The sequence below is a fragment of the Streptococcus parasanguinis genome (genome assembly GCF_016648925.1).
Classification (GTDB): Bacteria; Bacillota; Bacilli; order Lactobacillales; family Streptococcaceae; genus Streptococcus.
In genome coordinates this window covers 42,860-65,426 of sequence record NZ_JACLQX010000007.1, presented here as the reverse complement: position 1 = coordinate 65,426, position 22,567 = coordinate 42,860, and the positions used below count along the sequence as shown (strand labels likewise).

Below are 22,567 nucleotides of genomic sequence, written 5' to 3'. Positions count from 1 at the left end.
GAGAACTATGGTCAACTATCCACATAAAGTAGCCAAAAAAACCTTGGTCTCTACACAAAGGAAACATCCAGTCGACTTTGCGAATCGTGGGATGACATTTGAAAAAATGATCAATGAAAGCAATCAATACTATCTTTCTCGAGGTCTAGCAGTCATCCATAAAAAACCAACACCGATTCAAATCGTGAAAGTGGATTATCCACGTCGCAGTCGGGCAAAGATTGTTGAAGCCTATTTCAGGCAAGCCTCAACGACGGACTATTCTGGAGTATACAAGGGACGCTATATCGATTTTGAAGCGAAGGAAACACAGCAAAAGCAATCCATGCCGATGAAAAATTTTCATCAACATCAAATCGATCATATGGAGGCAGTTGTTCAGCAAGGCGGTATCTGTTTCGTTCTCTTGCATTTTGCAAAGTTGAGTGAAACCTACTTACTTCCTGCTCCTGCATTAATTCACTATTACAACATCGATCATGGTAGTAAATCCATGCCCCTCTCCTATATTCAGGAGCACGGCTTTCTAGTAGATAAGAATCGTCTTCCAAGCGTTCCTTATCTTGATATTATCGAACAGAAACTTCTAGGCGGTATTTAAATGAATAAACAAACAGTCATTCAATGGTTGAAATATGTTGCCATCGCAGCCATTTCATTTTTCTTACTTTTATTTGTCCTCGGTGGACTGATATTTAGTTACTATGCTATGAAAGCACCAACCTTGTCTGAAAAAGATTTGGTTGCAACAACATCTAGTAAGATCTATGACAACCAAAATAACTTGATCGCGGATTTGGGAGCTGAGAAACGAATCAATGTCACAGCCAATGAAATCCCTACTGATTTGGTCAATGCTATCGTTGCGATTGAAGACCACCGTTTCTTCAATCACCGTGGGGTCGACATCATTCGGATCGGCGGTTCCTTCCTTCACAACTTACGAGGAGGAAGTCAAGGTGGGTCAACCTTGACGCAACAATTGATCAAGTTAACCTATTTCTCCACTTCAGCCTCTGACCGTACCCTCTCTCGTAAGATCCAAGAAGCTTGGTTAGCAACCCAACTAGAAAAGAAAGCAACCAAACAAGAAATCTTGACCTATTACGTCAATAAAGTATTTATGGCGAATGGGAACTACGGAATGCAGACAGCTGCGAAAAGTTATTACGGAAAAGATCTAAAAGATCTTTCGCTCCCTCAATTGGCACTCCTTGCGGGGATGCCCCAAGCACCAAACCAATACGATCCATACTCCCATCCTGAAGCAGCGCAACAGCGCCGAAACTTAGTATTAAAAGAAATGCTCGATATGAAGACCATTTCTAACAAACAATACGAAGCAGCGGTCAATACACCTGTTACAGATGGTCTGCAAAGTCTCAGTTCTTCAAGCAGTTACCCAGCCTATATGGATAATTACCTAAAAGAAGTGATCGAGCAAGTCGAAGAAGAAACGGGCTACAATTTGTTGACAACCGGAATGGATGTCTATACAAACGTGGATACAGAAGCTCAAAAGAAACTATGGGATATCTACAATACAGATGAATATGTCAATTACCCGGATGATGAAATGCAAGTAGCTTCTACCGTTATTGATGTCAATACTGGTAAAGTCATTGCTCAGCTGGGTTCTCGTCACCAATCCAGCAATGTTTCCTTTGGTACAAACCAAGCGGTTGAAACGAACCGTGACTGGGGTTCAACAATGAAACCAATCACAGATTACGCACCAGCTCTTGAACATGAGGAATATACCTCTACAGCAGCTACTACAACAGATGCGCCATACAACTTCCCTCATTCATCAACGCCTGTCTACAACTGGGACCGTTCATACTATGGTAGCATGTCCATTACCTACGCAATTCAACAATCTCGTAACGTGCCTGCGGTGAAGGCCCTGGAAAAAGTTGGTCTTAAACAAGCTAAGAAATTCCTCAATGGATTAGGGATCGATTACCCAGAAATGGTTTACGCCAACGCTATCTCGAGTAACACTAGCGATTCTAGCAACAAATACGGAGCCAGCAGTGAGAAAATGGCAGCTGCCTATGCTGCTTTTGCCAATGGCGGTACCTATTACAAACCATCCTATGTTAGTCGGGTTGTCTTTAGTGATGGCACAACCAAGGAATTTGAGTCCGAAGGAACTCGTGCAATGAAAGCAACAACTGCCTACATGATGACAGATATGATGAAGACAGTTCTCTTGTCTGGTACCGGTACAAATGCTGCCATTTCGGGAATCTACCAAGCTGGTAAGACAGGTACATCAAACTATGCTGATAACGAAATCGGTAAATTGACAAAAAATGCTTATTCAAATATTGTAACACCGGATGAATTGTTTGTAGGCTACACTCCTGAATATGCCATGGCAGTATGGACAGGTTATTCCAATCGCTTTACACCAGTATTGGATAATGGAATACAGGTCGCAACGGATGTCTACCGTCAAATGATGCTCTATCTTGCTAATAATAATAACTCTGGTCATACGGATTGGACGCAACCAAGTGGACTGTATCGAAGTGGTTCTTATCTCTACTTAAACAATGGTAAGAACAACTACAATAACTACTACTATGAGCCAAGTTATTCCACTGATCAGTATTCGTATGAAGAACCATCGTCTAGCTCTTCGAACGAAGAAAATCAATCTAAACCATCTGAGCCTTCTTCGCAAGACTCTAACAATCATAACGAATAATAGAATGGAGAAGTCGGGCTTTTGCCCGGCTTTTTTTAAAACAATGGTTAAAAAACCAGAACGAATAAAATCTGATTTATTTAGTTAGACTTCCCAGCTTTTTTATTTTTGAGTATATAAAAAAAAAGAGCCTTTCGGCTCTTATTAGAATGTAGACAAACTATTTTAAAGCAAAATAAGTTAAGTGATTCTGCAAAAAACAAAATTGAGTTCCAATATTTAAATCGATTTAAGAAAATACTGAAACTTTCCGCTGTGAGAAAAGTGCTTGAAACGTTATTGTTTCAGGCACTCGGAATTATTGAGACCTTAGACTCAATAATTAGTCATGGAACTTTAAAGAAGTTCGCTGACGTCCGTACTCACCTAAGGAAAGTTTTTAAGATATTTTGTCTTCAATCTGAAAAGAGCCTTTCGGCTCTTTTCTATATCATTATTTTGCTAAAGCTCCCATTGGATCCCACGGTGCTAGGACAATTGGTTCTGCTTCATAGGCTGCTAATTCGTCTGCTGTTAGGAATTCTTTACGAACCACGATTTGATAGGTATATTCATCCATCCAAGCATCAGAAGCCACAAAGTAACCATCTGTACCGACCTTGTCTCCCCATGAATTTTCAACCTTCCATTTACGAGGCTGACCTGCTTCGTCTAAATCAACCCCTGTCAAGACCATAGCGTGTGTCATGAGACTTTCTGCATAGTCCAAGCGACCCGCCTTGTCTTGTGTCAAATGAATGTCCATGCCTGCTTCAAAATCGTAGACATCTGTTGCCAGGATTCCGGCTTTACGGTTGCTGACTTGGCCTACATCTGAACCAAACCAGACAGTTTCTCCTGCTTTCATTTGAGCAATAGCTAATTCTTTCAATCGATCCATTGGAACATTTAGGTAGCGGACTGGACGGCTACCAACCACATTGCCCAGCATATCTACGGTGTAAGATTTTCCATATGGCTTATCTGTAGTTGGGGCATTGATAATGGAGACGTAATCGTCTAATTGAAGGTCTACATATTTTTTGTAGAAGCTTTGTGGAGTTAAGCCACTTTCGGTATGGAATTGGTTGTCCTTATCACGGTATGAAAAGTCAAATTCACGCGGAGGCAATCCTAAAGACATAGCCAAGAAGTTAAAGATTTCTTGCAACAACGCTTGTTTCTTGCTCGCAACTGCCTCACTATCTGCGCCTGAGTGAATCAAGTCACGCAAGATTTGCGCATCTTGACGCAAGAGTTTATTGAGGTAGGTGTTCAATTCCCGGCTATTACTTGAAGAAATCGATTCCGGATAAACTGATTTTGGAACCACTCCGTATTTCTCAAAGAGGGATACCACCATATCCCATTGACCACCATCTTGTTGTGGGGTTTGTAGGAGAAAAGCCACCTTACGGCTGGTCAATTCTTGATCTGCTGTAGCAATCACTTGCTCCAAAAACCAGTTTGATTTTTCATACTTATCCCAAAAGAAAGTATGTGCTTGAGACAATTCAAAATCCTCCAATTGGAAGCTTGAAATCATCTTGTGACGGAAGGTATTTAAAGCCGCAAACATCCAACAACGTCCAGATGCTTTTTGGTTTGTCACCTTATCCTTGGTCAAATCAAGTGAAAAAACTGGTGTATTTTCTACTGCACTCTTGCGCGTTTCAAGCGATGCATGGATCCCATTGTGGGTAACAGCATTTTCAAGAGCCGCATATTTCACATTTGCTTCATAATTAGCATAGAGCTGGTCTGTAAATTCTTTCGTTAATTCTGACATAGCAATCTCCTTTTTTCATTATTTACTATTATAATCCTTTGAGCAGAATCTTCAAGTAAAAATCACCCTATAGAGAGGGATTCTGTTTAGAATAGATGATTTTATCCCCGCAATATCCTTTGCGTTGAATGGCATGAGGGATGGTTTCTACATACTGCATTCCTGCCTTTTCCATGACTTTCCCTGAAGCAGGATTTAAACTGACATAAGTGGCTTTGATTTCTTTAAATCCGACTTTGTTCAATAAGAAATCCAAAACAGCTATGACGGCTTCTGTCATGAATCCCCGCCCCCAGAATTTCTTGCCAAGGATATAACCTAGCTCGCATGATTGACTTTCCTGGTCTTGAGAAACCACACTAATATCTCCAATTACCTGATCCAGTGATGTTTTCAAACAAAGCGCCCATTTATAAGTATCTGGTTTACGATACTGTTCGATCCATCTTTTGATCGATTCTCTGGTTCTCTCAGTAGATGCATGGGCATCCCAAGTGACATATTTCAGGGTTTCAGGATCCGAAGCCCAATTTTCAAACATCGCTGGTGCATCTTCCAAAACGAAAGGCCTCAAGTATAAATGCTCTGTCTCTATGACAAGACTTCCAAGATGATTCATAGATTGTCTCCCTTCATTTTTTCATGCAACTTGAACGTTGCAAGTTGGTTACTTTAATCTAGAAGAAAAGGACGGATGAAATCGCCCTTCTTTTTGATGCTTTTCACAATATTGTATGGTGAGACTACGAAATCGAACTCTGCGAGTTACCGATTTCTGTCTCGTTTTCCTATTTTAAGACTCGGGCTAAAAAGGTCCAGTGGACCTTTTTACTCCCAGAAATGATCAAATACTGTGATTGGCAGGTGGCGTTTGTGTTGGCCTTTGTACCACCATTTTTCAATAGTGGCTTGAGCTTCTGGGCTCACTTGTTTGCCTTCTAGGTAATCATCGATTTCATTATAGGTGACACCCAGCGCTACTTCGTCTGCTATTCCTGGTTTTTCTTCTTCCAAATCTGCAGTTGGGATTTTCTCATAGAGAGCAGGATCAGCTCCCAAGGCTTTAAGCAATTGTTTTCCTTGGCGTTTATTCAAACGGAAAAGGGGTAAAATATCTGCACCACCATCTCCAAATTTTGTGAAGAAACCAGTAATATTTTCTGCAGCATGATCCGTTCCAATCACCGCTCCGCTGCGTGCTCCAGCTAGAGCATACTGAGCAATCATGCGACTGCGAGCCTTAATATTGCCTTTGTTAAAATCAGAAACCTCTGTTCCAGTCGCTTCTACTGCTCGTACCATTTCGTCAGCAGACTCCTTGATATTCACAACCAGGCTAACATCCGGCTGGATAAAGGCCAATGCTTTTTGTGCATCTGCTTCATCTGCTTGTACCCCATAAGGAAGACGAACGGCAATAAATTGATAGGAGGCATCTCCTGTTTCTGCACGCATTTCTTCCATGGCTAATTGAGCTAATCGTCCAGCAAGAGTTGAATCTTGTCCTCCTGAGATCCCTAATACAAATGTTTTCAAGAAGGGATGTTTTTTTAGATATCTTTTTAAGAAATCAACCGAGCGGCGAATCTCTTCCTGAGGATCAATGCTAGGCTTGACACCCAATTGTTGGATAATCTCTTCTTGCAAACTCATTTTGCTTCTCCTTCTCCATTGGCCTTGTTACGCATTTCCTCGATCAGATCCATCTTATCCTGCCAAATATCTTTGGCCAAGTCAACTGGGTAATGCTGTGGATTGAGAACGCGCTTGTATTCATCCCATAATTGATCGTAATTTTTACGAGCATATTCTTGAATTTCTGATAATGTTGGCAGTTGATAAACCAATTGACCCTCTTTAAAAATATCCACTAAAAGAGGAATCGCCTCAAAGTTTCGGACTGTTTTATTAATGTAGGTATAAGTTGGATGGAACATTTTAAGTTCTGTCAGTTGTGAAACATCTACTCCATCGTAAGTGATGTAGTCCCCTTCTGACTTACCTTTTTCACGGCTGGTAATCCGCCAGACTTGCTTTTTACCTGGTGTAGAAACTTTCTCTGCATTATTGGAAAGCTTGATGGTATTGATCATCTCTCCTGCTTCGTTTTCAACAGAGACAATTTTGTATACCGCTCCAAGCGCTGGTTGATCGTAAGCTGTAATTAACTTGGTTCCTACACCCCAAACATCAATTTTTGCTTTTTGCATTTTTAAGTTGAGGATGGTATTTTCATCCAAGTCATTAGAAGCGTAGATTTTAGCATTTGTAAACCCAGCCTCATCTAATTGCTGGCGAACCTTTTTAGAAATATAAGCAATATCTCCTGAGTCAATCCGGACGCCTAGGAAATTGATCTTATCTCCCATTTCACGCGCTACCTGAATAGCTGCTGGTACCCCAATACGAAGCGTATCATAGGTATCGACGAGGAAGACACAATCTTTATGGGTTTCCGCATAAGCTTTAAAGGCTTGATAGTCATTCCCATATACTTGTACAAGAGAATGGGCATGGGTTCCTAAAACTGGGATTCCAAAGAGTTTTCCTGCACGAACATTACTAGTTCCATTGGCCCCTCCGATGACTGCTGCACGAGTTCCCCAAATGGCCGCATCCATTTCTTGCGCACGACGTGTTCCAAATTCCATCAAAGGCTCATCTTCAATGACCGAACGAATACGAGCAGCTTTTGTTGCAATCAAGGTTTGAAAGTTGACGATATTCAAAAGGGCTGTTTCCACCAATTGACACTGAGCCAAAGGACCTTCTACCTGAACAATTGGTTCATTGGCAAAAACTAAGTCACCTTCTTGAGCCGAGCGTACTGTCAGTTCCAATTTAAGATCACGGAGATATTCCAAGAAGGCTCCATGATAACCAAGTGACTCTAAATAGGCAATATCGCTCTCAGAAAAACTCAAGTTTTCCAAATATTTCACAATTCGCTCTAAGCCAGCAAATACAGCATAGCCGTTTTTAAAAGGCTGTTGACGAAAATACACTTCAAATACAGCATGTTTATTGTGGATACCTTGATCAAAATAGACCTGCATCATGTTGATTTGGTATAAATCAGTATGCAAGGTTAAACTGTCATCTGGATACATATGAATACCTCTTTTTTTAGATTTGTTCTATGAATTCCTACCATAAAATTAGTACCATTATAGCACATTTCAGCCCCATTGAATACTGAAAGGAAAGCACAAAAAAAATCTGAGACACAAACCTCAGATTTTTAAAAGATTAAAAGTTTTCTGTGATATATTTATAAACTTCTTGGCCAGCAATCGCACCGTCTCCGACGGCTGTCGTCACTTGACGTAGGTCTTTTTGACGAACATCACCAACCGCAAAAATACCTGGGACTGTGGTTCTCATATGATCATCCGTCACCACCCAGCCATTTTCATCTAAAATACCAAGTTCCGTCGCAAAATCACTGACAGGATCTAAACCAACATAGATAAAGACACCACCAAAGGCCTGCTCTCTAACCTCTCCTGTCTTCACATCTTTTAAAAGGACAGACGTTACTTTTTGTTCACCCTTAATTTCTTCAACAACCGTATTCCAAGCAAAGTGAATTTTATCACTGGCAAAGGCACGATCTTGAAGAACTTTTTGGGCACGCAATTGATCACGACGATGGGCAATGGTCACTGTTTTTGCAAACTGAGTCAAAAAGACAGCTTCTTCTACCGCAGAATCGCCACCACCAACGACCAAGAGATCCTCGTCTCTAAAGAAAGCTCCATCACAAACAGCACAGTAGGAAACCCCTCTACTATTTAGCTCCTCTTCACCAGGGACATTCAATGAACGATGGTTAGACCCTGTTGCAATCACCACGGTTTTAGCTTCAAATTCCCCATCATCTGTGACAATCTTTTTGGTTGCTCCGAGGTCTTCGATACGCTCTACCTGACCAAACAAATGTTCCACGCCAAGATTTTCTAAAGGCTCAAACATTTTTTCAGCCAACTCCGGGCCACTAATATTCGCATAGCCAGGATAGTTTTCGATGTCAGACGTATTGTTCATTTGACCACCTGGAATTCCTCTCTCAATCAATGCGACCTTTAAATTGCTTCGTGCTGCATAAAGGGCAGCAGTCATCCCTGCAGGACCTGCTCCAATAATCACTGTATCAAACATACTCAACCTCTTTCTGTTTTGTTGTAACTATTATAATTCTAACACGATCTTTTTGCAATTATCGTGCTTGAAAGATAAACAAAATCCCTATGACCGCAAAGGTTAAAATAGGAATCGTCATGATATCAATTAAGAGGATATCATACAAATGGGCTTGTCGTTGCTTGGCTGTTTTATCTTTCTTCTTAAGGGCACGGTAGCCAATCCAAATACAAGAAGCGATCCCAACTAAAATCGTTGTCGTCACTAAACTTTGTAAATATAAGGACAATAATTTATTTAACATCACGACTCCAAATATTTTTACATTTTCAGAAAACAAACCCAGCTAGCGTCGCCAGCTGAGTCTTACCTCTCCTCTATTATATCAAACATAGGTCCGTTTGTAACTAGCAAAGAATTCTTTTGTCCGTTCTTCTTTTGGATGTTGCATGATTTCCTCTGGTGTTCCAGATTCAATAATCCGTCCTTTATCCAAAAATAGGACCTTATCTGCTACTTGCGCTACAAAAGACATATCATGGCTGACCAGTACCATGGTTTGTCCTGATTTTGCTGCATTGGCAATGGATTTTTCAACTTCTCCAACCAATTCTGGATCCAAGGCCGAAGTCGGTTCATCCAGCAAAAGAACCTCTGGTTTCATGGCCAAGGCACGGGCCAAAGCCACCCGTTGTTTTTGTCCACCTGAGAGGTGACGAGGATAGTGATTTTCACGATCCGATAAGCCGACTTTTGCCAGTTCTTCTCGAGCAATTTTCGTTGCTTCTTGGTCGGATAAGCCCTTCACAACAATGAGCCCTTCTTTCACATTTTCAAGGGCTGTTTTTCTACCAAACAAATTAAACTGTTGGAACACCATGGCCAATTTTCTTCTTAAGGTTAAGATTTGATCTTGGCTAATGTGCTCAAAATCAACCTCGAAATCATCAATCTTAATTCTACCGCTATCTGGTGCTTCCAAATAGTTTAAACTGCGTAAGAAGGTTGATTTACCAGCTCCCGAAGACCCGATTAAGGCCACGACTTCCCCTTTTTGAATTTCCAAACTTAGATTATTTAAAACCTTTTGACCTGAAAATGTCTTTGATAATTCTGAAATATAAATCATTAGATCCGGACCTCCTGATCTGGTAAATCAATTGCTACGGGAGTCTCAATATCCAGTCGACGTTCAATGTGACGGCCTAGTATTTCAATGAGAATGTTCACAATCCAGTAAACAATCGATACCGTGATAAAGCGTTCAAAGTACTTCAAATCGCTCCCCCCAATAATCCGTGCTTGGGCAAAAATTTCAACCACACTGGCACTAAAGGCTAGCGATGTCCCCTTGGTCAAGCCAATGAGAGAATTGATTAAGGTTGGAGTTGCAACGACTGCTGCATTGGGAATAATAATCCGGCGATAAACTTGACGATTGGTCATTCCAAGACTACGCGCTGCCTCAATTTCACCAGGATCCACTGATAAAATGGCTGCCCGGATGGTCTCACTCGCATAAGCCGCCTCATTAAAGGCAAGAGCCACAATTGCAAATAACTCAGCTGGAATGGCATTAATATTAAAAGCTGTTCCATAAGACTGATTGATCGCTTTTAAAATAAGAGGAATCCCATAATAGGTCAACATCAACTGAACCAACAAAGGAGTCCCCCGTAAAAAACTGACAAAAACAGCTTGAATCGGGTAAAGAATTCGTACACGATTAATTTTGACCAGAGCAAAAATCATGGCAAAAATAATCCCAAAAAATGCGCCTCCTAGGGCTAGTAAAATCGTCACAGGCAATTTTCCTATGACAGACGGAAATGCATCCAATACGGCTCTCAAACTAAACAGCTTGCTATCTGGAACGTGTTTTAAAAAGTCAGCATACCAGTTGGCAGCTAAAAGATTAGTTGTAAACATTTTTGTTACTTCCTTTCTCGAACATAAACATTCTATCACATTCACTATCGGAATTCCAAAAATTGCTACAGAAATAGAAAAATGATAGACTACTCAAATTTAGTCTATCATAATTTTAGACAAGTTCCTAATAGTTTTTCTTTATGGAGTTCCTAAAGAAAATCTATGTTTTCTTCTGAACATGTGAAAGAAGGGGTTAGAAAGTTTGGCGTTTGGCCTTACGTTCCGCCCGACCACGCGCACGGTTTTCAGCTCGCTTAGCTTTTCTCCGCTTTTCATCAACTGCCCATTTGATTTTTTTCTTGTAGCCTGGTTTGATTTTTTTCTTTTTCTTCTTCACCAGACCAATCATTTCGATGTCGAGTTTCTCTTGCTTTTTCTCACGATTCGCCCGTCTGTCCCGATCATAAGTATCTTCAATAACCCCATTTTTCAAGACTTTAGGTACGAAACGAATTCCCATTTTTTCTAGTTCACGGATATCTGAATCATCACTCGGTTGATAAAGAGTAATAGCGACACCTGGTAGACCATTGCGTCCTGTCCGACCGACACGGTGGACAAAGAAAGAAAGATCTTGTGGAATAGCATCATTGATGACATGACTCACCCCTTCGATATCAATTCCACGAGCCGCTAAATCTGTGGCCACAATATACTCAAAATCAAGATTTTTAACCTGATTCATGATCCGTTTCCGTTCACGTGGTGGGATATCTCCGTGAATCTTTGCCACTTTCAATCCCTGAGCCACCAAATAGGCATGGAGATCATCTGCTCTCGTTTTGGTATTAACGAAAATCATGGCCAAATAAGGTTGCAAGGTCTTGGTCAATTGGTAAATTTGCTCATTTTTATCCCGACCCTTGGTGGAAACCAGCCAATTATCGATGGTATCTGAAATCACCGTCTTAGTCTTAATTTGCTCCATGACTGGGTTTGAGAGATATTTTTTCAAGAAAGGCTGCAGTTTTTGCGGAATGGTGGCTGAAAAAACTAAAAATTGCAGTTGTTGCGGAAGCCTTGAAGCAATCTTATCCACGGTAGACAAGAATCCCATGTCCAGTGTCATATCTGCCTCGTCTACTACAAAAGTATGGGCCTTATGAATAGCCAGATCACCCGATGCAACCAGATCATAGATCCGGCCTGGAGTTCCAATAACGATATGTGGTTGTTTGACCTGCAATTTTTCAATCTGACGGCTTTTATCCGTGCCTCCAACGTAATTTACAATCCGAATCTCTTTTTCAGAATGACTAGCGATTTGACGAGCAGCTTGGTAAATTTGCGTCGCCAACTCCCGACTAGGAGCCGTGATGACCGCTTCAACTTGTTGGCTGTCTTCATTTAAGGTTTGAAAAATCGGCAAGAGGAAAGTATGGGTCTTCCCAGAACCTGTCTTTGATTCTCCCACCAAATCATTTCCAGCTAAGACAATCGGAATTAGTTTTTCCTGTACTTCGGTTGCTTCTCTAAAATTGATTTCTTTCAGCGCCTCTTGAATATAGGGCTTAAAATTAAACTCTGTAAATTTCATTTTCTCAGTTCCTTTCATGATCTCTATTATTATATCAGAAAAGCTGTCTTCTTGCTTCTCTTATGAGTCATTTTTCCTAACCAGCGAAGTCTCTCTGAGTCAGTAAAAAAACGATGGGCAAGCCCACCGTCGTTTTATAGGTAGAGAAGGACTAGAGTCACGACACTTGTTACCAAGGCAATGGACCACATAAAGGCATCCACTTTCCATTCTGACCAGTTTTGGCCATTTCCAGAAAGACCACCCAGTTCTAAATGATGGTGGAAAGGAGTCATTCGGAAAATCCGACGTCCTTCTCCGTAGCGTTTCTTGGTCCATTTGAAATAGGTCACTTGTAGCATCACAGAACCTGTTTCAATGACATAGACCAGACCAATCAGGAGCAGCGTCCACTCGACATGCAAAGCCATTGACAAGGCTGCAAGCATCCCTCCAAGAGCTAGACTACCGACATCTCCCATAAAGATTTTAGCTGGCTTGTGGTTGAAGACAAAAAATCCTAGCAAGGCCCCAATCATACTCAAGGTGACAAAGAGAATGTCCCATTTCCCTTGCATATAGGCAATAAAGGAATAGGCACTCAGGCTAATGGCAACGGAGATGCTGGCTAATCCATCAATCCCATCTGTCAAATTGACAGCATTTGAAAAACCAACCAACCAAAATAAAGCAAAGAGAATGTAGAAATGGCCCAAGTAAAGTTCATATCCGAAAACATTCAAAAGGCTTCCTGCACCGTGGCGTTCAGAAAAAATATAGAAGATGATTCCACCAACAAGTTGAAGGGCCAATTTTTGTTTTGGGTTAAGACCTTCATTAATCTTACGAAAAACTTTTAAAAAGTCATCCAAAAATCCAACAATTCCATAAAGAATCAAGATAAATAGAATCAGTTGAACAGAGCGCGTGAAATTTCCAGTCAATACGGTAACGACAAAACTAACTAGAACGGCTGTAATGAGAAATACAACTCCACCCATTGTCGGAGTGCCAGCTTTCGCTTTGTGTTGTTTCACATCTTCATGCATTTGTTGCCCAGAAATATGAGCACGATGGTAAAATCGAATAAAGGCTGGAATAGCAGCCACTGTTAATAGAAACGATACAAGGATCGTAGCAATATACATCTTAGTCTCCTAATGTTAACGTAATCTTTTTAGTTTTATTAAGTGAGGTGTTCATTTTGACACTTTGTTTGGTTACTTTCTTTCCACTACCTTTATAGGTAATCTCAATTCCAGTCCATTCTCCAAAGATGTCCGCATTTTTCTTTGTCCAACCGTACATATCTGGAACCGCATCAAAGTCTTCTGTCAATAACAATACTTGCTGATTGGCTTTGACTTTAGAGCCTACATCCACAGACATCTTGCGGATATTTTTCCCGGTTCCTAGGACAATTGGTTGCACCAAATTGCGACGCAATTCCTCTGAATAAGCACCTGGGCTCAGATTTTGTTTCAGATTCAACTCCTTAGAGAGAGTTTCTACTGAAGGGATTTTGTAGGTCGTTTCTTTGGTCACATCATCCAAAGTTGGTGCCTCTGATGTTAGATGCAATTCGTCTTTTAAAGCAACTGCATCTTCCAAAATAGGATTGACCAGCTCTTCCCAGCTGGTGAATGAGAATTTCACTTCTGGTTGTTGGACCGTCACATACATGATGAATTCAGGATCTTCTGCAGGTGTCATGGCTACAACCGAGTAGATATAATCATTTTCTCCTTGCAAGTATCCTTGATCTGTCGCCATTTGGGCAGTCCCTGATTTCACCGCAACGTTTTGACCGGGTACCTGAATGATGGGTCCATCACTGTACAAGGTTCCATACTCTGGATCTGTTCCGACGGTGATCATATAGTTCCGTGTCTGTTGTGCAGCTGATCCTGAAACTGGTTTTCCAACAACTTCTTTTTTTGATTTGCGGGCTGTGTCTGATTTTTTATCGTAAATAGCACTAATAAACTTCGGCTCCAACATTTGTCCATCATTAGCGATGGCACTAAAGGCCCGTAACATTTGGGTTTGACTGACGGAAATCCCTTGACCGAAGGAAGACATGGCCTGACTGACATAGTTATCCCCTGGAAGACCCCCGTAAGCTTCATTTCCCATTCCAAAACGGGTCGGAAGACCGAATTTAAAGCGGGTTAGGTAGTCCATCCAGACAGCATTTCCCATCTTTTGCTCCAAGCGGGTCATCCCCACGTTACTTGAGTAAGCAAAGCCTTGTGCGATATTCATATAGCGACCTTCAGACAGTCCCATATTGACATCCCAGTCACGGATCGTCGCATCTTTTACTTGTAGTTCGTTACTGTAGTATACTTCATTATAGGCTGGGAAGGTTCCATGATCAATCGCCGAAGCTAATAACATGACCTTCATCGTTGAACCCGGTTCATATTGATCTTGATAAAGGATGGTATTCCAGGTTTTCAAGTTTTTCAGATCCAACCCTTGTTTGGTATCCGCATTATAGGATGGACGTTGCGTTGTAGCCAGGATTTCTCCAGTTTTTGCACTCACAAGAGTCGCACTAACATACTTTCCTTTTACTTTTTCTTGGAAAACATCCATTCGCGTCTCAAGGTAGGTTTGTAATTCTGCTGAAATGGTCGTATAGACATCTTTTCCATCTTCTGTTTTGACAGAAACCTTATCTGAACCAGGAACGATATTGCCGTTTCGGTCTTTGTCATAGGTGATAACCCCATTTTGACCAGCGAGAATACGATCGAGGGATTTCTCCATCCCTGATTGCCCCTTCAGAGTTTTATTCCCCTCTTTATCTTCTTGAAGAGAGGCCTGACCTATAAATTGAGAAGCAAAAACTCCATTTTTATAGCTTCGATTTGGACTGGTTGTAAAGGCAACCCCTTCAATCTTCGCCGCTTCCATGGCCTCACGGATGGCTGTCATATTACTATAAGTTATGCCGTTTCCGTTCGAGCCAAAAGAAACCTGTTTCAATTTCTTTTGCGACAACTGTTGAATGACGTAATCCTCATCCATCCCTAAGTACTGCTTAAAGATTTCTGCTACTTTTTTAAATTGGCTCTCTTCTACATAGAGGATTTTCCCAGTTGCTGATTTGTACTTTTTATCAATAATAGCATAAACGTTATAGGTCGTAGCATCTTCAGCAATTACTGCTCCATTTCGGTCGTAGATCGTTCCACGTTTTGCAGGAACAATGACCGTCTGCTCATGGACTTTTTTGGCTTGATCCGATAAGGTTACACCAAATTTTTTGTCAGTCCCAATGATCATTGCAAAATTAATCAGAAAGAGAAAAAAGAGGAAAATCGCCAGTACACTGAGATTTTTCCCAACTTGTTTTCGATTCTGATCCGGCAAGCGACGTTTCTTTATCGAATACCCGATCAAAAATTTTTTGAATTTATTCATCACTACTTGCACTCACTGTTTTTCGATTTTCTTTTTGCAGCTTCATTCCTTGGGAGCTAGCCAACTGTGATAAGCGGTCATAACGTGTTAATTCATTGACCTCTTGACGAACATCTGCTAATTCCGTCTTTTTGGCTTCTAGTTCCGTATTCAAATCAGTCAATTCACTCTGAACTTGTAAAATCCGTGTCTGCATAAAGACAATACTAATGGCTAAAATCACAGCTGTTAGGACAATCGACCCATAAAAAGCCTTTTCTACTCTAGAGAAACGGCGAAAGCGATCTTGCAGTACCTGTGTTCTTGTTCTCTCATCTCTTGCTGCCATATCAATTCCTCTTACTTGTGTATTTTTCGAGCAACCCGTAGTTTTGCTGAATGGGATCGATTATTTCCCTCAAGCTCTTCTTCACTTGGCAAAATAGGTTTCCGGTTGACCAACTCCATCTTTGGTTTCAAATCATCCGGAATAAAGGGAAGTCCTTTTGGAACCTCAACCGTCGAAGCTTCTTTAAACAATTGTTTGGTCAATCGATCCTCTAACGAATGAAAGGTAATCACAGAAATACGACCATCGAGGGCCAACAAATCCATGGCTTGCTGAATTGATTCATCTGCAGCTCCCAGTTCATCATTGACTTCGATACGAATGGCTTGGAAAATCTGTTTAGCAGGATGGCCCTTTTTCTTGAGCTCCTTAGCTGGTTTAGCAGATTTAATAATCTCTGCTAATTCAGTCGTCGTTTCAATCGGTTTAATTGCTCGTGCTTGCTCAATTTTCCGCGCAATTTGCTTGGAAAATTTGTCCTCTCCATATTTGAAAAAAATACGGACTAGATCATGGTAATCGTAGCTATTTACGACCTCATAGGCTGTCAAGGAAGCTTCTTGATTCATCCGCATGTCCAGTGGCGCATCTTTCTTGTAAGAAAATCCACGTTCCCGTTCATCTAACTGAGGACTAGACACACCTAGGTCATAACAGATTCCATCAATTTCAGTCACACCCAATTCGTTTAGACGTTCCTTCAAATGACGAAAGTTATCCTTAATGAAGGTCACCATGCCTTTCTCGATGAATGGAGCTAAACGAATCTTAGCATTCTCAATTGCATGCTGATCTTGGTCAAAGGCATAAAGATGGCCCGATTCATTTAATTTTGTTAACAAATATTCGCTGTGGCCTGCCCCACCCAATGTGGCGTCTACATAGATCCCATCTGGCTTAACATCCAGCATATCGATCGTTTCATGAAGCAAAACCGTTACATGATGAAATTCTTTACTCATATCTTTACTATTTTACCACAAATGGGACCAAGATGCACTCCTGAAAGAAAATTCACTAACTAATCCTATCGGACCTTTTCGGATCCTACAAAATACCTAGAAAGACTTGATTTTATTTGTTTCCTCTAGGATTTATGATACAATATTCTTATGAAAATAAGAAAACAGATTCTCATCCCACTTTTATTGGTCGATGCTATCGCTCTCTACTTTTTTCTAACCACTATTGAGGCTTGGATTTTTTGGCTTGCTGCCCTGATCCTAGCCGGCTCACTTTGGTGGCTCAAAAAAGCCATTCAAGGACAAAAAACAGAGATGGAAGAAAAATAATTTCTTCCACCTCTGTTTTACTTTTATTCCCTCCAAGTAATTCCTTAAAAAAAAGCAAACTAGCTCTGAAATAATAAAGAGGTTGGGACAAAAGTCCTAGCCTCTCAATTATTTTTGGATTGTCGAGCAAGACGCAGTGGTTGAGTGGGCTCTACTACGCTGATTTTATCAGCTTTTACAGCCCTACTCAACTGTGCGGAGGTGGGACGACGAAATCGAATTCTAACGAATTACCGATTTCTGTCCCACTCTCTTGCGGTTTATTGATTATGTTTCCAATTGCTGTAAATCCCAAAAAGAATGATCCAGATGGTTGCTCCAATCGCTCCAATGTATGTTGATTCTTGCAAGAAGAGACAAACGAATACAAAGAGGAAGAAAACAATGGTCAATGGATTCAACACTTTATAGGCTGGCATGACAAAACCATCTGGCATAAATTCTTTCGATTTACGGTACTTAAGATGGGCAAGCATGGTCAAAATGTAAATAGCAATGTAGACACCAGAAGAAGAGGCCGTAATCAAGGCAAAGGCATCTGAGACACCTGGCAAGACATTGATAAAGGCAGAAACAGCAACCACAATCGCAGAAAAAATAATCGCGCGACTTGGAATCCCCATACGAGATAAGCTATTCAGTTTCAAACGATTCATCACTTTGCTGTTTGGTGTTTCTTTTGCAATCTGGTACAAGTGACGCCCTGTTGAATAGAGGGTGGAATTCAAGGAAGATGCAGCAGCTGTCAGTACAACAAAATTAATCAATCCTGCTGCCCACTTGATTCCAACCATCTGAAAGACCGTTACAAATGGTGATTTATTGACGGGAAGCTGTTGCCAAGGGAAAATAGCCATAATCGCCAACAAAGCCCCTACATAAAAGATTACAATTCGGATTGGAATTTCTTTAATGGCTTTTGGCAATACTTGGCGGGGATTAGCTGTTTCAGAAGTAGTAATTCCAACAAACTCGATCGCTTGATAAGCAAAGAAGACCATTTGGAAGGCCATGACGAACTTGACCCAACCATTTGGAAACATTTGAAAACCACTAGTAATATTGGTTAAACTAGCGTGTCCAGCTGGTGTTTCAAAATTCGTCGTCACCATAAAGATCCCTGTTGCGATCAAGGCTAAAATCGTGACAATCTTGATCATTCCAAACCAGAATTCAACCTCTCCAAAAACCTTCACAGCGATCAAGTTTACACAACTCAAAAGCGCTAAAAAGATAATTTGAATCTGCCAGGCTGGCCAATTTGGAAACCAAAGCTGGACATAGTTGGAAACAGCGGTGATCTCTGCCATTCCCAAAAATACCAAGGAGACCCAATAGGACCATCCTGAAAAATAACCCCAACCTTTTCCTAGATACTTGGTGATAAAGTTGATAAAGGTGTGTTGATCAGGGTCCATATAGAGCATTTCTCCGATCGCCCGCATCATCAAGTACATGAAGGCGCCAGTCAGCATATAGACTAAAATAATAGAGGGACCTGTCAAAGAAAGGGAACGACCAGCTCCAAGAAAGAGCCCTGTCCCGATGGTTCCTGCAATAGCGATCAGCTGAACATGCCGATTTTGCAGACCACGAACCATCCCATTTTCGGTTTCTTGACTAGGATGATGTTTTTTTGACATATGATTACTCCAATTCTTTTTCTGTACATTTTCAGAAAAGTATACTTCAAATTTTCACACAATCTACTATACCATGTTTTTAAAAATTGGTCAATCTGGTCCAGAATATTCTGAATTTTAAAGATACAAAAGAGTGCTGGAGTCTATTCCAGCACTCTTTTGCTTATGAATTAGGATCATCGAGACTACGGCCATGCAAACCTTTTTCACGTTGCACTTGGCGTAGTTTCTCAGGGGTTACATCGTTACCTTCTTCATCCACAATTTTGATCCCTTCGATGTGGTGACGAACCGAACGACGATAACCTTCAATGTATTCTTCACGAAGTTTTGCTTGTTCCACTGCTTCTTCAGGAGTCAAACCTTCTGTTTTTTTCTTTTTAGCCAGCTCATTGATCCGAGCGATTTTTTCAGGTGTCATAATAAAACCTACTTTCTACCTGTCATCAGGTACTTATTTTGTGTTCAATTGGTTGAAGGCTGCAACAGCATTAGCTTTCGCTACAAGGCCTGCAAGAAGGGCCAAACGGTTGTTTTTAACAGCCTCATCTTCTGCCATAACCATGGTATTGTCAAAGAAAGCATCAATGACTGGGCTAAGAGCAAAGAGTTGAGCCAATTTGTCGCTAGCTGAACCAGTCAATTCAAGATCTTCAATTGCTTTAGCAAGGGCTTTTTCTTGATCGTTTTCAAAGAGACTGGCATCGACTGCTACTGAAGCATCTGCTTTTTCTGCCAAGTTAAAGGCACGAGAGAGGGACTCAACAGCCGCCTTATAACCATCGGTCTTCGCAGCTTCTGAAAGAGCTTCAGCTGCTTCCAGCATATCAGCCACGACAAAGTTTGAACCAGCAAGAACAGCATCTTTGATGTCTTTTGGTGTGCGTCCCATCATCTTGTCCACACGCGCCTTGATGAAGTTGAGCACTTCTACTTGATTGTCATATGAAAGGCTATCAAATGAAAGGGCGTAAAGGCTGTCGATCAACTCATCCATAGGGATATGCCAACCAAAGGCATCCAAGATACGAACAATCCCTTGTGTTGCACGACGAAGCGCATAAGGGTCATTGGAACCTGATGGAATCAAGCCAACTGAGAAGAAGGAAAGGAGGGTATCCAATTTATCTGCAAGCGCAAGAATGGCACCAACCTTAGTCTCTGGAAGAGCTCCGTCTGCTGAATCAGGAAGGTAGTGCTCACGGATAGCTGTCGCAACCGCAGCATCTTCACCAGCGAGGAGGGCGTATTTTTCACCCATGATTCCTTGCAATTCATCGAACTCTCCGACCATACCCGTCAAGAGGTCAAATTTGTAGATTTCAGCTGCACGAGCAACGGCTGTCGTTTCTTCAGCAGTCAAACCAGCTTGCTCAGCTAGTGACGCTGCAATAACACCCGCACGCGCCATGTGTTCTGAAAGAGAACCAATTTTTTCATGGAAGGTCACGTTCGCCAATTTAGCAACGAGGTCTTCAATCTTAAGTTTTTGGTCTTCACGCCAGAAGAATTCACCGTCTTCAAGACGTGCCACCAAGACTTTTTCATTTCCTCGGATAACATTTTCCAAGTGCTCAGCGTTACCATTACGGACGGAGATGAAGTTTGGTTTGAGCTGACCATCAAGGTCACGTACAACAAAGTACCGTTGGTGCGTTTCCATTGAGGTCACCAAAACTTCTTCTGGAACATCCAAATACTTAGTATCAAAACTTCCCATAAAGGCAGTTGGGTATTCGACCAAGTTCAAGACTTCATTCAAAAGGCCTTCTTCGATTTGAACTTGAACACCTTGATCTGCCTCGATAGCCTTGATTTGCTCACGAATCATGGTTTCACGTTCTTTGCTATCCGCAATCACGTAAACCGTGCGAAGGTCTTCTTCATAAGAATCCGCATTGGTAATTTCCACTTCATGTCCAAGGAAACGGTGTCCACGACTGACACGACCTGATTGGATATCCAAGAAATCAAGGTCAAGAGCTTCGTCGCCCAAAAGAACGATCAAGGTGTGAACTGGGCGAATGTATTCAAAGGTGTTGTTAGCCCAGTGCATGCTGACAGGGAAGATCAATGAAGCAAGCACTTCTGGAACGCCAGCCAAAACTTCTTTAGCTGGTTTTCCAGCTTCATGTTTTGTAACATAAACGTACTCTTCCCCTTTGACTTCGCGGAATTCAATATCGTCAACCGTCAAACCTTTCCCACGGACGAATCCTTGGGCCGCTTTTGAGAAGTTTCCATCTGCATCCAAGGCGATTTTCTTAGAAGGTCCTTTAAAAACTTCGGTCAAATCTGTTTGTTGATCCGCCAAACCAATGACACGGACAGCCAAACGGCGTGGTGTTGAGAAGGTTTGAATGCTTTCGTATGAAAGTCGGTTGTCATCCAAGAAGGCTGCCATTTTCTCACCGAGTTGTTTTTCACTTGGTGTGACAACGTAGGCTGGCAACTCTTCAAGTCCAAGTTCTACTAATAAGTTTTTTGTCATGTTTTTTCCTTTACAAAATTCTTCTTTTTGATAGGCACCTTAGGTACCGGGGACGTCGCTAACTAACTTTGTGAGGCTGTAGGGAAATCTTCTGTCTCCTTGACATCGATTTCCAACAGTCTCATCAAAGTGGATTTAGCCAACTGATTTTTGAACCTAACGTTTCAAAAATCCCCATCAAGCAGTACGGCGGTGCCTATCCCTTTAGCAAGTCTTCGACTTGCCTCTGGGTAGCCATGTGAGCTCACTTTGTTTGCCCATTTTCCATTCTTGTAACTCTTTTTATTCTTCCTCTTCTGCTAGGAGTTTGGCGCGTGTGGCTTCGTCGAGAAGTGGGTAACCAAGTTTTTTACGTTCTGCGACGAAGGTTTTGGCTACGACACGGGCCAAGTTACGGATACGGGCAATGTAACCGGCACGTTCTGTAACGGATACAGCACCACGAGCATCAAGCAAGTTGAAGGTATGCGAACATTTCAAAACGTAGTCATAGGCTGGGTGAACAAGGCCCAATTCCAAAGCACGTCCTGCTTCTTTTTCAAATTTTTCGAAGTTTTCAAGAAGCATATCTTGGTCAGAAACTTCAAAGCTGTATTTTGAGTGTTCATATTCTGGTTGAAGGAAGATTTCTCCGTATTTAACGCCGGGAGCCCACTCGATGTCGTAAACAGAATCAACTTCTTGGATGTAAGAAGCCAAACGTTCCAATCCGTAAGTGACCTCAGAAGTTACTGGGCCAGTTGCCAATCCACCAACTTGTTGGAAGTAGGTGAACTGAGTGATTTCCATACCATCAAGCCAAACTTCCCAACCAAGACCAGCTGAACCAGTTGATGGGTTTTCCCAGTTATCTTCAACGAAACGAATATCGTGTTCCAAAGGATTGATCCCCAATTTTTCCAATGATTCAAGGTAGAGCTCTTGGATGTTTGATGGTGATGGTTTCATCACCACTTGGAATTGGTGGTGTTGGTAAAGACGGTTTGGGTTTTCCCCGTAACGTCCATCCGCTGGACGACGTGATGGTTCTACATAAGCCGCATTCCATGGCTCAGGACCAATGGCACGAAGGAAGGTATATGGACTCATGGTTCCCGCACCTTTTTCATTATCATAAGCCTGCATGAGCATACAACCCTGGTCATTCCAGTATTGTTGCAAAGTCAAAATAATTTCTTGGAAGGTTAGTTTTTTTGACATCTTCTTCTCCTTTTTATAAATTCTTGCGACATGAGTCTGCCTCGTCGATTTTACGAAGCAAGACGAGTTAGTACTGCGTCTAGCTCAGGCACCAGGGTGCCTGAGC

Annotated in this window: 20 protein-coding genes; 3 read left to right on the top strand and 17 right to left on the bottom strand. The window is 41.6% G+C overall.

What is annotated here, in order from left to right; all coding sequences use genetic code 11:
• Positions 1–7 precede the first annotated feature (7 nt).
• Together recU and pbp1a are read left to right on the top strand one after the other, a co-directional pair.
• Positions 8–601, top strand: a complete 594-nt coding sequence (recU, locus tag H7T97_RS03945; RefSeq protein ID WP_003010355.1) for a Holliday junction resolvase RecU — start codon at positions 8–10, stop codon at positions 599–601.
• Entirely contained in the window at positions 602–2,716 is a 2,115-nt protein-coding gene (gene pbp1a / locus H7T97_RS03940) for a penicillin-binding protein PBP1A (protein ID WP_021154545.1), read from the top strand.
• 433 nt (positions 2,717–3,149) lie between these two features.
• Here the strand turns inward: pbp1a and pepC are convergent, their stop codons facing one another.
• The 13 genes from pepC to rsmH all read right to left on the bottom strand — a co-directional run bounded on the left by pepC (position 3,150) and on the right by rsmH (position 16,797).
• Positions 3,150–4,484 (bottom strand): aminopeptidase C, encoded by a 1,335-nt coding sequence (gene pepC / locus H7T97_RS03935; RefSeq protein ID WP_009732326.1) that lies wholly within the window; start codon positions 4,482–4,484, stop codon positions 3,150–3,152.
• 67 nt (positions 4,485–4,551) lie between these two features.
• Positions 4,552–5,103: a GNAT family N-acetyltransferase gene (locus H7T97_RS03930; RefSeq protein WP_031575284.1), complete on the bottom strand. Its 552-nt coding sequence runs from the start codon at positions 5,101–5,103 to the stop codon at positions 4,552–4,554.
• Between the two features lie 209 nt (positions 5,104–5,312).
• Positions 5,313–6,137, bottom strand: coding sequence for an ammonia-dependent NAD(+) synthetase (gene nadE / locus H7T97_RS03925; RefSeq protein WP_003010362.1), 825 nt, complete (start codon positions 6,135–6,137; stop codon positions 5,313–5,315).
• The gene (locus H7T97_RS03920; RefSeq protein ID WP_003010364.1) at positions 6,134–7,594 is read right to left on the bottom strand and encodes a nicotinate phosphoribosyltransferase; all 1,461 of its coding nucleotides are present in this window, start codon (positions 7,592–7,594) and stop codon (positions 6,134–6,136) included. The genes nadE and H7T97_RS03920 overlap by 4 nt, the downstream gene beginning before the upstream one ends.
• A 139-nt stretch (positions 7,595–7,733) precedes the next feature.
• Entirely contained in the window at positions 7,734–8,645 is a 912-nt protein-coding gene (gene trxB, locus H7T97_RS03915) for a thioredoxin-disulfide reductase (RefSeq protein WP_201089473.1), read from the bottom strand.
• A gap of 58 nt (positions 8,646–8,703) precedes the next feature.
• Positions 8,704–8,931, bottom strand: a complete 228-nt coding sequence (locus H7T97_RS03910) for a DUF4059 family protein (RefSeq protein WP_003003995.1) — start codon at positions 8,929–8,931, stop codon at positions 8,704–8,706.
• Positions 8,932–9,012: 81 nt separating this feature from the next.
• Positions 9,013–9,756 carry an amino acid ABC transporter ATP-binding protein gene (locus H7T97_RS03905; protein ID WP_003014934.1) on the bottom strand — a complete coding sequence of 248 codons (744 nt, stop codon included), beginning with the start codon at positions 9,754–9,756 and terminating at the stop codon, positions 9,013–9,015.
• Complete coding sequence (locus H7T97_RS03900; RefSeq protein ID WP_070506166.1) at positions 9,756–10,556, bottom strand: amino acid ABC transporter permease; 801 nt, start codon at positions 10,554–10,556, stop codon at positions 9,756–9,758. The genes H7T97_RS03905 and H7T97_RS03900 overlap by 1 nt, the downstream gene beginning before the upstream one ends.
• Before the next feature lie 196 nt (positions 10,557–10,752).
• Positions 10,753–12,096 carry a DEAD/DEAH box helicase gene (locus tag H7T97_RS03895; protein ID WP_023920282.1) on the bottom strand — a complete coding sequence of 448 codons (1,344 nt, stop codon included), beginning with the start codon at positions 12,094–12,096 and terminating at the stop codon, positions 10,753–10,755.
• Between the two features lie 134 nt (positions 12,097–12,230).
• Positions 12,231–13,223: a phospho-N-acetylmuramoyl-pentapeptide-transferase gene (mraY, locus tag H7T97_RS03890; RefSeq protein ID WP_201037378.1), complete on the bottom strand. Its 993-nt coding sequence runs from the start codon at positions 13,221–13,223 to the stop codon at positions 12,231–12,233.
• 1 nt (position 13,224) lies between these two features.
• Positions 13,225–15,507, bottom strand: a complete 2,283-nt coding sequence (gene pbp2x / locus H7T97_RS03885) for a penicillin-binding protein PBP2X (protein WP_155125291.1) — start codon at positions 15,505–15,507, stop codon at positions 13,225–13,227.
• On the bottom strand, positions 15,500–15,835 hold the full coding sequence (ftsL, locus tag H7T97_RS03880) for a cell division protein FtsL (protein WP_003003929.1): 336 nt from the start codon (positions 15,833–15,835) through the stop codon (positions 15,500–15,502). Before ftsL ends, pbp2x begins: the two co-directional genes overlap by 8 nt.
• Positions 15,836–15,846: 11 nt before the next feature.
• Complete coding sequence (gene rsmH, locus H7T97_RS03875) at positions 15,847–16,797, bottom strand: 16S rRNA (cytosine(1402)-N(4))-methyltransferase RsmH (RefSeq protein ID WP_070589978.1); 951 nt, start codon at positions 16,795–16,797, stop codon at positions 15,847–15,849.
• Between the two features lie 150 nt (positions 16,798–16,947).
• Between rsmH and H7T97_RS03870 the strand changes: the two genes are divergently transcribed.
• Complete coding sequence (locus H7T97_RS03870; protein WP_037599920.1) at positions 16,948–17,127, top strand: hypothetical protein; 180 nt, start codon at positions 16,948–16,950, stop codon at positions 17,125–17,127.
• Between the two features lie 260 nt (positions 17,128–17,387).
• On the opposite strand, the gene H7T97_RS03865 is transcribed toward H7T97_RS03870, so the two are convergent.
• From H7T97_RS03865 to glyQ, 4 genes are all read right to left on the bottom strand, one after another.
• Positions 17,388–18,770 (bottom strand): amino acid permease, encoded by a 1,383-nt coding sequence (locus H7T97_RS03865; RefSeq protein ID WP_049472465.1) that lies wholly within the window; start codon positions 18,768–18,770, stop codon positions 17,388–17,390.
• 163 nt (positions 18,771–18,933) lie between these two features.
• Complete coding sequence (locus H7T97_RS03860) at positions 18,934–19,191, bottom strand: DUF896 family protein (protein ID WP_003012632.1); 258 nt, start codon at positions 19,189–19,191, stop codon at positions 18,934–18,936.
• Between the two features lie 33 nt (positions 19,192–19,224).
• Positions 19,225–21,261 (bottom strand): glycine--tRNA ligase subunit beta, encoded by a 2,037-nt coding sequence (gene glyS / locus H7T97_RS03855; protein ID WP_201089471.1) that lies wholly within the window; start codon positions 21,259–21,261, stop codon positions 19,225–19,227.
• Positions 21,262–21,543: 282 nt separating this feature from the next.
• A complete protein-coding gene (gene glyQ / locus H7T97_RS03850) occupies positions 21,544–22,461 on the bottom strand; it encodes a glycine--tRNA ligase subunit alpha (protein WP_002886077.1) in 918 nt (305 codons plus the stop codon).
• Positions 22,462–22,567 lie beyond the last annotated feature (106 nt).

Bases quoted from the DNA above. Each gene is read 5' to 3' on its own strand.
- recU (WP_003010355.1), top strand. From the start codon at position 8: ATGGTCAACTATCCACATAAAGTAGCCAAAAAAACCTTGGTCTCTACA.
- H7T97_RS03895 (WP_023920282.1), bottom strand. From the start codon at position 12,096: ATGAAATTTACAGAGTTTAATTTTAAGCCCTATATTCAAGAGGCGCTG.
- rsmH (WP_070589978.1), bottom strand. From the start codon at position 16,797: ATGAGTAAAGAATTTCATCATGTAACGGTTTTGCTTCATGAAACGATC.
- H7T97_RS03920 (WP_003010364.1), bottom strand. From the start codon at position 7,594: ATGTATCCAGATGACAGTTTAACCTTGCATACTGATTTATACCAAATC.
- H7T97_RS03865 (WP_049472465.1), bottom strand. From the start codon at position 18,770: ATGTCAAAAAAACATCATCCTAGTCAAGAAACCGAAAATGGGATGGTT.
- trxB (WP_201089473.1), bottom strand. From the start codon at position 8,645: ATGTTTGATACAGTGATTATTGGAGCAGGTCCTGCAGGGATGACTGCT.
- glyS (WP_201089471.1), bottom strand. From the start codon at position 21,261: ATGACAAAAAACTTATTAGTAGAACTTGGACTTGAAGAGTTGCCAGCC.
- H7T97_RS03860 (WP_003012632.1), bottom strand. From the start codon at position 19,191: ATGACACCTGAAAAAATCGCTCGGATCAATGAGCTGGCTAAAAAGAAA.
- H7T97_RS03930 (WP_031575284.1), bottom strand. From the start codon at position 5,103: ATGAATCATCTTGGAAGTCTTGTCATAGAGACAGAGCATTTATACTTG.
- pbp2x (WP_155125291.1), bottom strand. From the start codon at position 15,507: ATGAATAAATTCAAAAAATTTTTGATCGGGTATTCGATAAAGAAACGT.
- nadE (WP_003010362.1), bottom strand. From the start codon at position 6,137: ATGAGTTTGCAAGAAGAGATTATCCAACAATTGGGTGTCAAGCCTAGC.
- ftsL (WP_003003929.1), bottom strand. From the start codon at position 15,835: ATGGCAGCAAGAGATGAGAGAACAAGAACACAGGTACTGCAAGATCGC.
- H7T97_RS03910 (WP_003003995.1), bottom strand. From the start codon at position 8,931: ATGTTAAATAAATTATTGTCCTTATATTTACAAAGTTTAGTGACGACA.
- H7T97_RS03900 (WP_070506166.1), bottom strand. From the start codon at position 10,556: ATGTTTACAACTAATCTTTTAGCTGCCAACTGGTATGCTGACTTTTTA.
- mraY (WP_201037378.1), bottom strand. From the start codon at position 13,223: ATGTATATTGCTACGATCCTTGTATCGTTTCTATTAACAGTGGCTGCT.
- H7T97_RS03905 (WP_003014934.1), bottom strand. From the start codon at position 9,756: ATGATTTATATTTCAGAATTATCAAAGACATTTTCAGGTCAAAAGGTT.
- pbp1a (WP_021154545.1), top strand. From the start codon at position 602: ATGAATAAACAAACAGTCATTCAATGGTTGAAATATGTTGCCATCGCA.
- H7T97_RS03870 (WP_037599920.1), top strand. From the start codon at position 16,948: ATGAAAATAAGAAAACAGATTCTCATCCCACTTTTATTGGTCGATGCT.
- glyQ (WP_002886077.1), bottom strand. From the start codon at position 22,461: ATGTCAAAAAAACTAACCTTCCAAGAAATTATTTTGACTTTGCAACAA.
- pepC (WP_009732326.1), bottom strand. From the start codon at position 4,484: ATGTCAGAATTAACGAAAGAATTTACAGACCAGCTCTATGCTAATTAT.